Origin of the sequence: Streptomyces inhibens, assembly GCF_003389455.1 — a bacterium.
GTDB classification, from domain to species: Bacteria; Actinomycetota; Actinomycetes; order Streptomycetales; family Streptomycetaceae; genus Streptomyces; species Streptomyces inhibens.
The window spans coordinates 1-14651 of the sequence record NZ_QUAC01000182.1 but is presented as its reverse complement, the minus strand read 5'-3'; the positions used below and the strand labels follow the sequence as shown (position 1 = coordinate 14651).

At 71.1% G+C, this 14651-nt stretch carries 15 protein-coding genes; 2 read left to right on the top strand and 13 right to left on the bottom strand.

Features of this window, described 5'->3' with window-relative positions; translation table 11 throughout:
* The 3 genes from DY245_RS22770 to DY245_RS22755 form a co-directional block, all read right to left on the bottom strand.
* Positions 1-1238 (bottom strand): chromosome segregation SMC family protein (locus tag DY245_RS22770; protein ID WP_147318363.1); only part of this gene is annotated, 1238 nt, incomplete at its 3' end.
* Positions 1239-1539: 301 nt separating this feature from the next.
* On the bottom strand, positions 1540-1743 hold the full coding sequence (locus tag DY245_RS22765; protein ID WP_006602857.1) for a hypothetical protein: 204 nt from the start codon (positions 1741-1743) through the stop codon (positions 1540-1542).
* A gap of 383 nt (positions 1744-2126) precedes the next feature.
* The gene (locus DY245_RS22755) at positions 2127-2408 is read right to left on the bottom strand and encodes an acylphosphatase (RefSeq protein ID WP_128509092.1); all 282 of its coding nucleotides are present in this window, start codon (positions 2406-2408) and stop codon (positions 2127-2129) included.
* A 179-nt stretch (positions 2409-2587) separates the two neighbouring features.
* On the opposite strand from DY245_RS22755, the gene DY245_RS22750 reads away from it, so the two are divergent.
* A complete protein-coding gene (locus tag DY245_RS22750) occupies positions 2588-3511 on the top strand; it encodes a CAP domain-containing protein (protein ID WP_128509091.1) in 924 nt (307 codons plus the stop codon).
* Positions 3512-3640: 129 nt separating this feature from the next.
* On the opposite strand, the gene DY245_RS22745 is transcribed toward DY245_RS22750, so the two are convergent.
* Entirely contained in the window at positions 3641-4231 is a 591-nt protein-coding gene (locus DY245_RS22745) for a flavodoxin family protein (RefSeq protein WP_181923815.1), read from the bottom strand.
* 153 nt (positions 4232-4384) lie between these two features.
* Between DY245_RS22745 and DY245_RS22740 the strand changes: the two genes are divergently transcribed.
* Positions 4385-4810 carry a winged helix-turn-helix transcriptional regulator gene (locus tag DY245_RS22740; RefSeq protein ID WP_128509089.1) on the top strand — a complete coding sequence of 142 codons (426 nt, stop codon included), beginning with the start codon at positions 4385-4387 and terminating at the stop codon, positions 4808-4810.
* A gap of 28 nt (positions 4811-4838) precedes the next feature.
* On the opposite strand, the gene mutM is transcribed toward DY245_RS22740, so the two are convergent.
* The 9 genes from mutM to DY245_RS22695 form a co-directional block, all read right to left on the bottom strand.
* The gene (gene mutM / locus DY245_RS22735) at positions 4839-5765 is read right to left on the bottom strand and encodes a bifunctional DNA-formamidopyrimidine glycosylase/DNA-(apurinic or apyrimidinic site) lyase (protein ID WP_128509088.1); all 927 of its coding nucleotides are present in this window, start codon (positions 5763-5765) and stop codon (positions 4839-4841) included.
* A 78-nt stretch (positions 5766-5843) separates the two neighbouring features.
* Positions 5844-6734 (bottom strand): ribonuclease III, encoded by an 891-nt coding sequence (gene rnc, locus DY245_RS22730; RefSeq protein ID WP_128509087.1) that lies wholly within the window; start codon positions 6732-6734, stop codon positions 5844-5846.
* 19 nt (positions 6735-6753) lie between these two features.
* Positions 6754-6927 carry a 50S ribosomal protein L32 gene (gene rpmF, locus DY245_RS22725; protein ID WP_030087884.1) on the bottom strand — a complete coding sequence of 58 codons (174 nt, stop codon included), beginning with the start codon at positions 6925-6927 and terminating at the stop codon, positions 6754-6756.
* 2 nt (positions 6928-6929) lie between these two features.
* Positions 6930-7562: a YceD family protein gene (locus tag DY245_RS22720; RefSeq protein WP_181923814.1), complete on the bottom strand. Its 633-nt coding sequence runs from the start codon at positions 7560-7562 to the stop codon at positions 6930-6932.
* A gap of 163 nt (positions 7563-7725) precedes the next feature.
* Positions 7726-8853, bottom strand: coding sequence for a F0F1 ATP synthase subunit B (locus DY245_RS22715; RefSeq protein WP_128509086.1), 1128 nt, complete (start codon positions 8851-8853; stop codon positions 7726-7728).
* A 128-nt stretch (positions 8854-8981) separates the two neighbouring features.
* On the bottom strand, positions 8982-9464 hold the full coding sequence (coaD, locus tag DY245_RS22710; protein ID WP_280524995.1) for a pantetheine-phosphate adenylyltransferase: 483 nt from the start codon (positions 9462-9464) through the stop codon (positions 8982-8984).
* Between the two features lie 26 nt (positions 9465-9490).
* Positions 9491-10090, bottom strand: coding sequence for a 16S rRNA (guanine(966)-N(2))-methyltransferase RsmD (rsmD, locus tag DY245_RS22705; RefSeq protein WP_128509084.1), 600 nt, complete (start codon positions 10088-10090; stop codon positions 9491-9493).
* 176 nt (positions 10091-10266) lie between these two features.
* The gene (locus DY245_RS22700) at positions 10267-13338 is read right to left on the bottom strand and encodes a helicase-related protein (protein WP_128509083.1); all 3072 of its coding nucleotides are present in this window, start codon (positions 13336-13338) and stop codon (positions 10267-10269) included.
* 134 nt (positions 13339-13472) lie between these two features.
* Positions 13473-14651 (bottom strand): DAK2 domain-containing protein (locus tag DY245_RS22695; protein ID WP_128509082.1); only part of this gene is annotated, 1179 nt, incomplete at its 5' end.

The following is a 14651-nucleotide window of genomic DNA, read 5'->3' as shown; positions in this document are numbered from 1 at the left end:
CGGCCGATCTCCGCCTGCGCCGAGGCGGCCCGGCCGCGGGCGGCGGTGACCTGCCCGCTCAGCCGGGCGAGGCCCTCGCGCCGGTCGGCGATGGCCCGGGCCACGTCCCGCAGCCGCCGCTCCTCGTCCGCCAACTGCCGCTCCAGCCCGGCGCGGTGTTCGACGGTGTCCTCCAGCGCCCGGCTCGCCGCCTCCAGCGCGGCCGTCAACTCCGCTTCCTGCTCGCGGATCCGGGCCGCCTCCCGCTCCATGTCCTCGGGATCGCGCCCGGACCGTTCCTCCGGCGGGGCCGCCGAGGCGCTCTTGACCCGGGCCTCGGCCAGCGAGATCGTGCCGCGCACCCGCTCCGCGAGCTGCGACAGCTCGTACCAGGTCTGCTGCGCACGCTGCACCCGCGGCGTCAGCGTACGCACCTCCTCCTCCAGCGCCGCCTCCCGCTGCTGGGCGGTGCGCAGCTGCGCCTCGGCGGCCTGCTTGCGTTCCTTGAGCGCCGCCTCGTCGGCGATCTCGGCGCGCAGCGCCCGGCGCAGGGTGACGAGATCGTCGGCGAGCAGCCGCAGCCGGGCGTCGCGCAGATCGGCCTGGATGACGGCGGCCCGCCGGGCGACCGCCGCCTGCCGCCCCAGTGGCTTGAGCTGGCGCCGCAGCTCATCGGTCAGATCCTGGACGCGGGCGAGGTTGGCCTTCATCGCGTCCAGCTTCCGCAGCGCCTTCTCCTTGCGCTTACGGTGCTTGAGGACGCCGGCCGCCTCCTCGATGAAGGCCCGGCGCCCCATCGGGTCGGCGTGCAGTACGGAGTCGAGCTGGCCCTGCCCGACGATGACATGCATCTCCCGGCCGATACCGGAATCGGAGAGCAATTCCTGGATATCCAGCAGCCGGCAGGTGTCCCCATTGATCTGGTACTCACTGCCGCCATTGCGGAACATGATCCGGGTGATGGTGACTTCGGCGTACTCGATCGGCAGTGCACCGTCGGAGTTGTCGATGGTGAGCGAGACCTCGGCGCGACCGAGCGGCGGCCGCCCGGTCGTCCCGGCGAAGATGACGTCCTCCATCTTCCCGCCGCGCAGCGACTTGGCACCCTGCTCGCCCATGACCCAGGACAGCGCGTCCACGACATTGGACTTGCCGGAGCCGTTGGGGCCGACGACACAGGTGATGCCCGGTTCGAACCGCAGCGTCGTGGCGGACGCGAAGGACTTGAAACCTCGCAGGGTCAGACTCTTGAGATGCACGCCGTTGGACTCTACCGGCCGCCTCTCGACGGGTGAGCCCAACATTCCGGCTCCGGGCACCACCCCGTACGGCCCCCGGGTATACCGCGCCGTTCATTTTCGGTTTCACCGAGGAAAGCGCAGGGCACATCATGCGGTAAGGGAGGCGCGGCACGGCTGAAGTGGCCGCATTGTTCGCATTAAATGCGGGAAACGACGAACCGGGAAACGACGAAGGGACGCCGAAGCGTCCCTTGCAGATCTTGAAGAGAGCGGTGCCTCAAGCGGCTCGCGAGCAGCTCTACCGGCCCTCGGGTTGGGGTCAGGTGAGCGCGGGCTCCGCCTGGGGTACGTCGATGTCGAGCATCGAGTCGTCGCGACGTGCGGCAGCGGACAGCATGTCGTTTTCGGCCTGCATCCGAATAAGCTCGGATTCAAGGTCTTGGACGCGCTGCTGAAGCCGTCGCATCTCGGAGAGGACTCGGGGGTCGGAGCCGCCGACGTAACCGAGAAGCGCCTTTGCCATGATGGATGGTCCTCCACAATGAGTGACCGACCGAAGCGGTGTGGGTCGTGAGGGATTCGCACCCGCGGTGCTTGTCATTCTCTGGGTGTACTCAATGCCAAACAGCTAAGGTGCGCGGGGATTCCAGAGTCTCACCAAACGGTTTGACGGTCAACACGATCACGCCCCGTATCCTCGGGCACCTGAGAGTGCGCGGCCGCGAGGGCGCTGCGCCGACTCCCCAGAAAGGTCCCGCGGGGGCGTGGAGATCATCCGTACAGCGGCAGCCTTGCACGGGTCGGCCGAGTTGGCAACCACCAGGCCTTATCTCCCGTAAGCAGCTGACAAAGACGCACCGGCAAGATCGCCTGTGACGGCCGTACGGACGGTTTCGGCGGGCCGTTTCAGCGGATCTCGAAGCCGTCGTAACCACCGCGGGGCGTGGCCCAGATCTCAGTGACTCCGTCGACCCGCCCGGGCGTGTCTCCGGTACGCAGCCAGTCCAGCAGCTGATCGCAGTGGCCCTTCGGCCCCTCGGCGACCACCTGGACGCGGCCGTCGCCGAGATTCACTGCAAATCCCGCGAGTTCGCCGATGCGAAGAGCATTCGCTCGGGTGAACCAGCGGAAGCCGACGCCCTGGACCTGACCCCGTACCCACGCGGTCACACGAACATCCTCATTCATGTGTGCACGTTAACTGGCCAATTGCTCAGCAGGCACTTCTGCCCCTTGCGTCATGGCGTACAGTCCCCCGACAGCGAGGCTCACCCATATGGGTGAGCCGCTTTGACGCTGAAGAAAGCTGTGCGGCGGTAGCCGCTCCAGTGGAGCCGGTGCTTGCACCGGGGGAAGGAAGACAGCGGATGGGCCGCCATCGACGCTCTGCTCCCCACACGCCCGAAGCCCCCGGTGCAGGGCATGTTGACGCACCGACGGCAACGCTGCCCGACGGCCCGGTGCGGCACCGCGCCCCTCGCGCGCCGCGCGCCCGCGGCATGGCTCCGGTACGCACCGGACTGCTCGGCGCCTCCGCCGCGATGGCGATGGGAGCGGTGGCGGTCGCCTCCGGACTGATCCCCGGCAGCGGCCAGTTCGACGGGGGTACGAGCGGCGGCGACCGGGTCCGTGCCGACGCGCTGCCGGAGGCCACCGCGCCGATGGGCAGCCTCTCCGAGGCCCCGTCCGACCGCACCACGGCCCCGGCGAGCCGCGGCGGCACCCGCCCCACCGCCGCCCCGGACACCGGCCGCCCGTCCTCCGCGGCCACCCCCTCCACCTCGCCCTCCCCCCGCCGGCCGTCCAAATCCCCCACCGAAGCGTCCGGTTCGCAGCGCACCGCCACGCCCACCGACACCCCCTCCTCCGCGGCGCCCCGCCGCTCCGCGACCCCGTCCAAGACCCCCGACGCCCAGTCGTCGGCCGAGGCGCAGGTGCTGTCGCTGGTCAATCAGGAGCGCGCCCAGGCCGGCTGCTCCCCCGTGACGGCGGACAAGGAATTGGCCGGTCTCGCACAGCAGTTCAGTGACGACATGGCTCGGCGCGGCTTCTTCGACCACACCGACCCCGACGGCAACACCCCCTGGGACCGGGCCCGCGCCCAGGGCATCACCGACCTGGGCGGCGAGAACATCGCCCGCGGCCAGGCCAACGCCCAGTCCGTCATGGACTCCTGGATGAACAGCCCCGGCCACCGCGCCAACATCCTCAACTGCGAGTACAAGACCCTCGGCGTCGGCGCCCACTTCGGCCCGGGCGGCCCGTGGTGGACGCAGGACTTCGGCTTCTGAGGCAGCCTTCCCGGCCTGCGTGACACGGCCGCGGTCACGCCGGACGCCCGCGCCACCCCGCGAGAGATCACGGGGCGGCGCGGGCGTCTGCGTTACCGGGGCCCTGGGGGGCGGACCCTGGTGCGCCGGTCAGGCGGCGAGGGTGGCCCGTCCCGCGGTGAAGACGCGGGCCTGCTCGACGATCCGCCGGCCGAGGTGCTCGGCGGTGGCGATATCGGCCTTGTGGACCGCCTCGGCGCCCTGGTCGTTGTCGGACTGGGCGGCGGCCCCCAGGAAGAAGCCCAGCCGGTTCAGGTCGTTCTCGGAGGCGGTGGAGGAGTTCCAGCCGGGGAGCAGGTTGAGGCTGACCCAGCTCATGCCGTGCTGGGCGGCAAGCACCGTGAAGAACTGCAGCGTGTGCAGCTTGTCCCCGCTCTTGGAGGCGGAGTTGGTGAAGCCGGCCGCGAGCTTGTCCTGCCAGGCGCGGGTCGCCCAGCGCTTGGCGGTCGCCTCGGCGAAGGTGTGGAAGGCGCCGGAGGCGGTGCCCATGTAGGTCGGCGAACCGAAGACGATCGCGTCGGAGCCGTCGAGCTGCTCCCACTGGGCTTCGGTGATCTCGTCGACCTTGATCAGGTGGACGGTGGCGCCCGCCTCGGTGGCGGCGGCCCGGACGGCCTCGGCCAGTACGGCGGTGTGGCCGAAGCCGGAGTGGTACGCAATGGAGACGACGGGGGCGGGCAGGGCGGCGGTGGTCACGGCGGATTCTCCTTGAGGTCACGGCATCCCGGGGCGGTCGGTGTCCGGGAACGGTGGGCTGCGATGAGAGAAAGAGAAGCACTAACTTTTAGAAAGCGCAACCCAGCAGTTAGCGCTGCGCCGGAGTATGGTGTCGATATGGCGACCGAACCCCCTGCCGAGACGACCGAGGAGCCCGGCTCCGGCTGTACGGACGATCTGGCCTTCGACGTTTTCGCGCGCGACTGCCCGTCCCGTGACGCGCTCAAGCACGTCACCGACCGATGGGGCAGCCTGACGCTGGACGCGCTGCTCGACGAGACCTTCCGCTTCAACGAACTGCGGCGCCGGGTCGAAGGGGTGAGCGAGAAAATGCTGGCCCAGACCCTGCACGCACTGGAGCGGGACGGACTCGTGCACCGCGAGGCACAGCAGACCAACCCGCCTCGGGTGGATTACGCGCTGACGCCGCTGGGGGACCAGGTCGCCCGTCAACTACGGATGCTGATCGACCTGGTGGAGGACCGGATGCCGCAGGTGCTCCAGGCACGGGAGCGCTACGACGCCCGGCACGCCGCGCGATGAGCCGCTCGGCCGCGCCGGGGCGCCCCGCTCAGGGGCGCGGCGGCCGCTGGCAGCGGGGGCAGAAGTAGCTGGAGCGGTTCATCCAGGGGCGGCGGCGGATGGGGGTGCCGCAGCGGCGGCAGGGTTCGTCCTCGCGGCCGTAGGCGTCCAGGGACCGCTCGAAGTACCCGGACTCACCGTTGACGTTGACGTAGAGGCTGTCGAAGCTGGTGCCGCCGACGGCGAGCGCGGCGTTCATCACGTCCCGTACGTGACCGAGCAGCTCGGCGGTGCGCGGGCGGGTGAAGGTGGCGGTCGGCCGCTCGTAGTGGAGCCTGGCGCGCCACAGCGCCTCGTCGGCGTAGATGTTGCCGACGCCGCTGATCAGCGTCTGGTCGAGCAGCGCCCGCTTGATGGTGGTCCGGCGGCGGCGCAGCGCGTCGTGGAAGGCGGCGTCGTCGAAGGCCGGATCGAGCGGATCGCGGGCGATGTGGGCGATGACGTCGGGGAGATGGTCGACGTCGCCGGGGACGGTGTCGTGCAGCGAGAGGCCGCCGAAGGTGCGCTGGTCGACGAAGCGGAGTTCGGTGCCGAGCGCGTCGGCGAAGCGGACCCGTATCCGCAGATGCTTCTCGTCGGGGGCGTCCTGCGGCTGGACCAGCAGCTGGCCGCTCATGCCGAGGTGGGCGAGGATCGCCAGACCGTGGGTGACGGACGGCGTGATCATCGGGCCGATGCCCTCCGCGGCGGTCTGCGCGGCCGGGCCGCCGCCGGTCACCGGGAGCCAGAGGTACTTGCCGCGCCGGCACGCCACGCCGATCCGCAGGCCCTTGAGCCGGGCCGCGAAGTCGGCCGCGCCGGCCGTGTGCCGGCGGATCGCGCGCGGATGCCGCACCTCGACGGCGTCGACCGTGCGGCCGCTGACCCAGCGCTCCAGTCCGCGGCGTACGACCTCGACCTCGGGCAGCTCGGGCACGGCAGGGCTCCTTGAGAAAGACTTCTGACCCCGTCCGGAGCGGCGCGGGGCCGCCCGGAAGGGGTCAGAAACGGTGATTCAGTGTGCCGACGACGGGCTGTCGCCGGAGGCCGGAGCCGAATCAGGCTGCGCGGCGGTATCCGGTGAGCCGGTGCTTGCACCGGGGGCCGGCGAAGCACTGTCGCCGGAAGCTGCCGCCTTGGCCGCTTCGTCCGCCGCGGCGCGAATCGCACGCCACGCGGCCTCCGCCGCCTGCTGCTCGGCTTCCTTCTTGCTGCGGCCGGTGCCGGTGCCGTACGAGACACCACCGACGCGGGCAGCAGCAGTAAAGGTCTTCTCGTGGTCCGGGCCGGTCTCGGTGACCAGGTACTCCGGGACGCCGAGACCTTCGGTCGCGGTGAGTTCCTGGAGGCTGGTCTTCCAGTCCAGGCCCGCGCCCAGGCTGGAGGACTTTTCGATGAGCGGGTCGAAGAGCCGGTGCACCAGCTCGCCGGCCGCGTCGAGGCCCTGGTCGAGATAGACCGCGCCGATCACCGCTTCAAGGGTGTCGGCGAGGATGGACGCCTTGTCCCGGCCGCCCGTGCCTTCTTCGCCCCGTCCGAGGCGGATGAAGGCGCCGAGGTCGAGGCCGCGGCCCACCTCGGCAAGTGCACGCGAGTTGACCACCGCGGCCCGCAGTTTGGCCAGCTGGCCTTCCGGCAGATCGGGGTGGATGCGGTACAGCGTGTCGGTGACCACCAGGCCGAGCACCGAATCCCCGAGGAATTCGAGCCGTTCGTTGGTGGGCAGACCGCCGTTCTCGTATGCGTACGAGCGGTGCGTCAGCGCACGCACCAGAAGGGCGGACTCGAGCTTGTACCCGAGCCGCCCTTCCAGAAGCGTGTGGGACGAGGCTGTGTCTGCCGTTGTCGGTTCACCGCCGCGCGGTTCACCTCCGCGGTTGCGGAGAGACGAATTGGCATCTGACATGGAGCCTGTCACCAGCCGCTCAGACCTCGAGGACCTGGCGCTTGTTGTAGGTGCCGCAGCTCGGGCACGCAATGTGCTGCAGCTTCGGCTCGTGGCAGCTAGCGCATGCCACCAGGGTGGGGACCGCAGCCTTCCACTGCGACCGGCGGTGGCGCGTGTTGCTGCGCGACATCTTCCGCTTCGGAACAGCCACGGCTACTTCTCCTGCTTCTCGTCGACGCCCGCTTCGGCGCCGCCCATGTTGTCCTTCTCGCCGTCCTGGGTGGTCTCGGCGAGTCCCTGCAGTGCCGCCCAACGGATGTCGACGGCGTCGTGGTGGTGGTCCGGGTCGTCCGCCAGCCGCACTCCGCAGTCGGAGCACAGGCCCGGGCAGTCGTCCTGGCACACCGGCTGCATCGGCAGTGCAAGCACCACCGCGTCACGCAGCACGGGCTCGAGGTCGAACATGTCGTCCTCGAGGAAGAGGGTGTCCTCCTCGTCCTCGGCGTCGTCGCCGGCGTCCGTCTTAGGGACCCGGGCATCGGCGTCGGGGTAGGAGAACATCTCCTGGAAGTCCGCGTCGAGCTCTCGCTCCAGCGGCTCCAGACACCTTACGCACTCCCCCGTGACGGTTGCACGGCCGGTGCCTGTGACAAGCACCCCGTCCATGACCGATTCCAGGCGGAGCTTGAGCTCGATCGATGCGCCCGCGGGAACTCCGATGACCTCGTTGCCGAGGTCCCGGGGGGCCTCGACGGAGCGGGAGACCCTCTTGAGCGCACCGGGACGCCGGCCCAGCTCGCGTGTGTCGAACACGAGAGGGGAGCGGTGGTCGAGGCGGGCGTTGATGGCTTCCTGCTTTCTACGGGGTTTTCGCGCCGCCCGTATCCCAGCTGTGAAATTCGGGCAGCAGAGATCGCAGACATACGCGCGACCGAAGAGCCAGGATACTGGACGGGCCCCGATAGGCCCAATCCGCTCCCGGCCGGACACCGGTCCGTGGCCGGGTCGCCTACTGGCGCCCCTCTTCGTACTGCCGGAGCTGGTCCAGGTTGATCATGCTGGTGTCGAACAGGCTGGTCTCGTCGAGCGCACCGGGCTGCGCGGCATGGTCGTGCGGGGCGTGCTGGGGCTGCTGGGGCACCTGCTGCTGATACCCGGTGTTCGGGTCGTAGCCCTGCTGCTGGGCCTGCTGCTGCCAGTCGTAGCCGTACGGATCCTGATGCTGGGCGTACGGCACCTGCTGCGGCTGCTGATAGCCGTAGACGTCCTGCTGCTGGTACGCCGCCGGGTCGTAGTACTCCTGCTGCTGGACCTGGGGCTGAAGCGGCTGCTGGAGCTCCTGGGGCTGGGGCTGCACCTGGGGCATCGGGGGCGCCGGGGGCGCCTGGGGTGTCTGCAGGTCCTGGTCGGCGCTGATGCCCGCCAGCCCGGCGAGATACTCGGCGTCGGCCTGCGGCTGCCCGGACTGCGGATCGCCCTGTGCCGCCAGGTGGGCACCGAGCTCGTCGATCGCCCGGGCGCCCTGCAGCTTGTCGCGGCCCCGGCCGACCGCCTCCAGCGTCTTGGTCAGCACGGCCTGGAACGCCCCGAACTTGGCGTCCACGTACACGTCGGCGCGCTGCCTGAGGGTCTCCGGGTCGGCACTGCGCTCGGGGGCCTCGGCGTCCTCGTAACCCTGTTCGTCGAGCCCGGGTCCGCGGCCGAGCAGCTTCTCGCGGCCGCGGTCGACGGATCCGATGGTCTTGGTGAGGACGACCTCGAAGTTGGCGAGCTTGCTGTCGACGTAGTCGTCGGCCTCGGCACGGATCTCCTCCGCCTCCTGGCGGGCCTCCGCCAGGATCCGGTCCGCCTCGTCCTGGGACTGCCGGGCGACCTCGGTGTCGGAGATCAGCGAACCGCGCTGGGCGTGCGCGGACTCGATGATCCGCTCCGCCTCGGCCCGCGCCTCCTCGACCATCTGCTCCCGCCCGCCGAGCAGCTCCTGCGCCTGCGCGAGGGAGCCGGGCAGCGCCGCGCGCACCTCCTCCAGCATGGCGAGCAGCTCGGCGCGGTTGATCACGCACGATGCCGACATGGGCATGGACCGGGCGCTGCCGACGGTCGCGACGATGTCGTCGAGCTTCTTCTGCACGTCCACCTTGGACTCGCCACTCTCTGAGGGGTTGGAACGACGGAACGGGACGACTGTACGTCCACGGGCCCTTTGCCCGACACCAACTGACGCCCCGTCAGTTGGGCATCGCGCTCAGTGCGCCACGGGTGGGGTCAGCCCTTCTTGCGCAGGCGCTCGGTGAGGGCTTCGAGGACGAACGGCGGGACCAGGTGGGAGACATCACCGCCCCAGGCAGCGACCTCCTTCACGAGGCTGGAGGACAGGAAGCTGTAGGTGGGGTTGGTGGGGACGAAGAGGGTCTCCACACCGGACAGGCCGTTGTTCATCTGGGCCATCTGCAGCTCGTAGTCGAAGTCGCTGACGGCCCGCAGCCCCTTGACGATCGCGGGGATGTCGCGCTGCTTGCAGAAGTCCACGAGCAGGCCGTGGAAGGACTCGACCTCGACATTGCCGTACTCGGCGGTGGCCCTGCGGATCAGATCGATCCGCTCCTCGACCGTGAACAGCCCCTGCTTGGACTGGTTGATCATCACGGCGACATGGACGACGTCGTACAGCTTGGAGGCACGGGCGATGATGTCCAGGTGCCCGTTGGTGATGGGGTCGAACGACCCCGGACAGACGGCGCGGCGCAACTCGGGTTCCTCGCTCTCCGATCCGGTCATGACACGCTTGCTGACGTCGATTCGGCGGACGTCGAAGCGGCGCGACCGTACCAAAGCGTCCCCTCGCCGTAGCGACGGGCCTTGATCGCTTCAAATCCGTCCGGCCATGGGAACGTGCCGCCTCTGGTGCTGCGCTCCACGGTGACGAGTGCCTCGTCCGCAAGCCACCCCTGACCACGGAGTGTGAGCAGGATCTCGCACAATTCCTCGTCGGTGACCGCGTAGGGCGGGTCGAGGAAGACGACGTCGTACGGCTCGCCCGGGGCAGGTACGGCGGCGGTCTGCTCGGCCTTGCCGGCCCGGACCTCGACGCCCGGGAGGCCGACCGCGCGGACGTTGTCCCGGATGGTGCGCACGGCGCGGGCATCGGCCTCGACCAGCAGGACATGGGCGGCCCCGCGGGAGAGCGCCTCCAGGCCGACCGCGCCGGAACCGCCGTACAGATCGAGGACCCGGGCGCCGGCCAGCGGTCCGTCGAGCGACTCCCAGGTGGAGAACATGCCCTCGCGCGCCCGGTCGGAGGTCGGGCGGGTGCCGTTTCCCGGCGGTACGGCCAGGCGGCGGCCGCCGGCCGCACCGGCGATCACGCGGGTCATGGGCCCGTCCTTACGTTGCGCGTGGTGGTGTGCTGTGGGGTGGGAGCCGGGCAGGCTCCGCCCCTCCACGATATTCCGTCAGGAGGCCGCGGGCGCCCGGCCGGGGCGTCCCCAAGGCACCCGGGCCCGTGATCGATCTCACGCGACGGCGGGCGGCTCGGGTCCGCGCGCACCTCTCAGCCCTTGTCCAGATACTGCTCCCGTTCCTCGTCCAGCAGGGCGGACAGGGCGATCCGCAGCTCCGGATGGCCGGTCAGCTCGGGGTCGGCGGTGACCAGCTCGGTGGCCTCCTCGCGGGCGGCCGCGATGATCTCCTCGTCGTCGATGACCGTGAGCATCCGCAGCGAGGAGCGGACGCCGGACTGCGCCTGTCCGAGGACATCGCCCTCGCGCCGCTGTTCCAGGTCGATACGGGAGAGCTCGAAGCCGTCGAGGGTGCCGGCCACGGCGGCGAGCCGGGCGCGGGCCGGACTGGCCTCGGGCATCTCGCTGACCAGCAGGCACAGGCCGGGCGCCGAGCCACGGCCGACCCGGCCGCGCAGCTGGTGCAGCTGGGAGACGCCGAAGCGGTCCGCGTCCATGATCACCATGGCGGTGGCGTTCGGGACGTTCACCCCCACCTCGATGACGGTTGTCGCGACCAGCACATCCAGCTCGCCGGCGGCGAAGGACCGCATCACCGCGTCCTTGTCGTCCGGCGCCATCCGGCCGTGCAGCACCGCCACCCGCAGGCCGTCGAGCGGCCCCTTGGCGAGCTGGTCGGCGATGTCGAGCACCGCGAGCGGCGGCCGCTTCTCCGCCACGTCCTCCGGTGAACCCGCCTTGGCCGCCGCGCCCTTGGAGCCCGCCGCGCCCTTCTTCGTCCCCTTGGGCGCCTCCTCCTCGTCGTCGCCGATCCGCGGGCACACCACATAGCCCTGATGCCCGGCCGCCACCTCTTCGCGGACCCGCTCCCAGGCGCGCGCGAGGAAGTGCGGCTTGTCCTTGGCGGGCACCACATGGCTGGCGATCGGCGAGCGTCCGGCGGGGAGTTGGTCCAGGACGGAGGTCTCCAGATCGCCGAAGACGGTCATGGCGACCGTGCGCGGAATGGGGGTTGCCGTCATCACCAGGAGGTGCGGCGGCTGTTTGCCCTTGCCGCGCAGCGCGTCCCGCTGCTCGACGCCGAAACGGTGCTGTTCGTCGACGACGACCAGTCCCAGGTCGTGGAACTGCACCTTGTCCTCGATCAGGGCATGGGTGCCGACGACGATTCCGGCCTCGCCGGTGACCAGATCGAGCAGCGCCTGGCGGCGGGCCGCGGTGCCCATGGACCCGGTCAGCAGCACCACCTTGGTGCCGTGCTCGGCGCCTCCGAGCAGACCGCCCTCGGCCAGCTCCCCCATCATCTCGGTGATCGAGCGGTGGTGCTGCTGGGCCAGGACCTCGGTCGGCGCCAGCATGGCGGCCTGGCCGCCGCTGTCGACCACGCCGAGCATGGCGCGCAGCGCGACCATGGTGTTGTGCGTGACGGTGAAGTGGTCGGTCACATAGGCGTGGGCGGGGTGCGCGACGCTGATGCACTGGACGGGCTTGCGGCCGACGTACTCGATGGCGTCGATGGTGCGCCGGAAGCCGTCGTCGTCCGCGGACGCCCGCACGGCGCCCCCGTCGGCTGCCTCGCGGAAGGGCGGGTACGCCTCGGGCAGCGCCACGGACACGTCGTACGCACCATCCCGTACGGGCCGAAGCCGGGCGCGGCCGCCCAGGGAGCGCACGAGCCAGGCGAGATCGTCGGCGAGGGGGGCGGGCGCCGCGCGGAACGCCGCGCCGGGCCCTGAGGGCTCGCCCCCGGCGTCCATCAGCCCCTGCAGCACGGCCAGCCGGTCCTTGAGCGGTGCGTTCCGGTAGGCGTCCGGCACCCGGCGCGCGCGCAGCGCCCGGCCCGTCGCCCCGTCGAGGTCCTCATCCGCGCCCGCAAGCCGGCCGTCGCCCAGCATCCGCCCCACCCGATACGGATCGAGCACCCGCTCCGCACCGCCGTCGAGGTCCACGGGGGTGGCCGGCGCGATGGACCACCGGGGCCGGCCGTCACCGTCATGGAGCGCGGCCCGCAGCTCGCGCGTCGTCAGCACCCGCTCCCCCCCGCCGTCGGCCCCGACGATCCACAGATGCTCGTCATCGCACTCGACGGTGCTCCCGTCGGACAGCACGAGCCGCCACACCTCCCGCTCGCCCTGCGGGAAGACGCCGTCCACCACGGCGATCTCGCCGCTCGGCACCACCACCTCGGTGCCGACGGTCATCTCCCCCATGGGACGGAAGCCGCGCGGTGTCAGCACCAGCGCGTCCAGCGGCTGCGCCTTGCCGGAGCCGACCTCGCCCTGGAGGAGGCGGTGCATGGGGTGCTCGGTCGCCAGGTCGTCGAAGATCTCCCGGCTGACCTTCTGCTGGCCGTCGGTGAGCGTGAAGGGCAGCTTGGCATCGAAGGCGTCGAGGATTCCGTCCTTGACCAACGTCCTCGGTACGGCGGGGAGTTGGGTGTCGGCGAGGCGGCGCCGGGCGAGCGCGACCTGCATGACGAACGCCTCGTCCCACTTCAGCCGGGCCCGCGCATCGGCGACATCGGCCTTGCTGCCCGGGCGGTGGATCTTGAGCAGCGCCTCGGTCAGCGGGACCAGCGCCCGGCCCTCGCGCAGCGCCTCCGGCAGCGGATCGACGGCGTCCTGCGCGCTGGGCAGCACCGCGTCGACCGCCTTGGCGAGTTTCCAGGACGCCATCTGCTGGCAGGCCGGGTAGATCGGCATGAGCTGATTGGCGAAGGCGCTGACCGCGTCGGCCCCGCTGTCGGCGTCACGGTCGAGGAGTTCGTATTCGGGGTGGGCGAGCTGCAGTTTGCGGTTGAAGAGCGACACCTTGCCGGCGAACATCGCGCGGCGCCCCGGGAGCAGGTCTTTGTGCGGCTTGTGGATGCCCTTGCCGAAAAAGACCAGCTGGAGCCGGCCGCTGCCGTCGGTGAGCGTCACTTCCAGACGCTGTCCCCGGCCGCTGTTGAATTTCAGCACCCGGGAATCCGCGACCTGCGCGACGACCGTGACATGTTCGTCGAGCGGGAGATCGGCGAGTCGGGTCAGCTCGCCGCGCTCGGCATAGCGCCGCGGATAGTGATGCAACAGGTCGCCGACCGTATGCAGGTCGAGATGCTCGGCCAGCACCTTCGCGGTGGTGCCGCCGAGGGTTTTCTTCAGGGGTTCGTCGAGCGCTGCCACGCGTCTATTGCACACCACACCGCTGACAATCGCGGTGTGCCCGGCGGCCCGGCGCTCTCACCTCGTGCTCATTCCGAGCCCGTTCCGGGCCCGTCCCGGCTCATTCCCGGCGTGCTGTCCGGCCCGCTCCGCGCTCATTCCACGCCGATGAGCAGCGGTGCCGCGTACTGGCCGCCGTCGTAGACGACGGTGTCCACGGCGAGATGCCGCTCGCGCACATGGCGCTCCAGCCGCTCGGCGAGGGGCTCGGGCGCCTTCGCGCCCAGGACCAGGGTCACCATTTCCCCGCCCGCGGACAGCATCCGGTCGAGCACGGTCATCGCGGTGCCGGTGAGGTCGGAGCCGATCACCGCGACATCGCCGTCGATCAGCCCGAGGACGTCCCCGGCCTGGCAGACGCCGGCCATCGTCCACGACTGCCGCTCGGCGACCGCCAGCTCGGCGTAGCGGGTGGCGCCCGCGGCCGAGGTCATCGCGACCACGTCCTCGTCGAAGCTGCGGCCCGGCTCGTGCACGGCCAGCGCCGCGAGGCCCTGGACGGCGGAGCGGGTGGGGATCAGCGCGACGCGTACGCCTTCGGTCCGGGCCTGTTCGGCGGCGGCCGCCGCGGTGTGCCGCAGTTCGGGGTCGTTGGGCAGCAGCATCACCTCGCGGGCGTGCGCCTGCCGGATCGCCTGCACCAGTTCGCCGCTGGCGGGCGGCTCCCCGGGGCGTACGGAGACGGCGGTCGCGCCGGCCTCCGCGCACAGTCCGGCGAGCCCGTCGCCCGGCACCACCGCGACCACGGCCCGCGCCGCCATCGCGGGCTCCTTGGTGCGGGTGGCGCCGCCGAAGTGCGTGATACGGATCCGGTACGGACGGCCCGCCTCGATGCCGGCCTCCACCGCGGCGCCCGCGTCGTCGACATGGACATGGACGTTCCACAGGCCGTCGCCGCCGACCACCACCAGGGAGTCGCCGAGCCCGTCGAGCCGGGTCCGCAGCCGTGCCACGGCCGCGTCACCGGCCTCCAGCAGGTAGATCACCTCGAAGGCGGGTCCTTCGCCGTCCGGGTCACAGCCGTCCGCCGCCACCCGGCCCGCGACCTCGCAGCCGGCCGCCTCGGGGAGCGGGGCATCGGCCCGTACGGCGACCGGCGTCACCGAGACCTCACCGGACAGCGCGTCGGCGAGCGCGCCCAGCAGCGCGACGAGCCCGCAGCCGCCGGCGTCCACCACGCCCGCCCGGCCGAGGACCGCGAGCTGCCCGGGGGTCGCCTGCAGGGCGGTACGGGCGCCGTCGTGGGCGGCGCGGGCGACCTCGGCGGCGTCGCC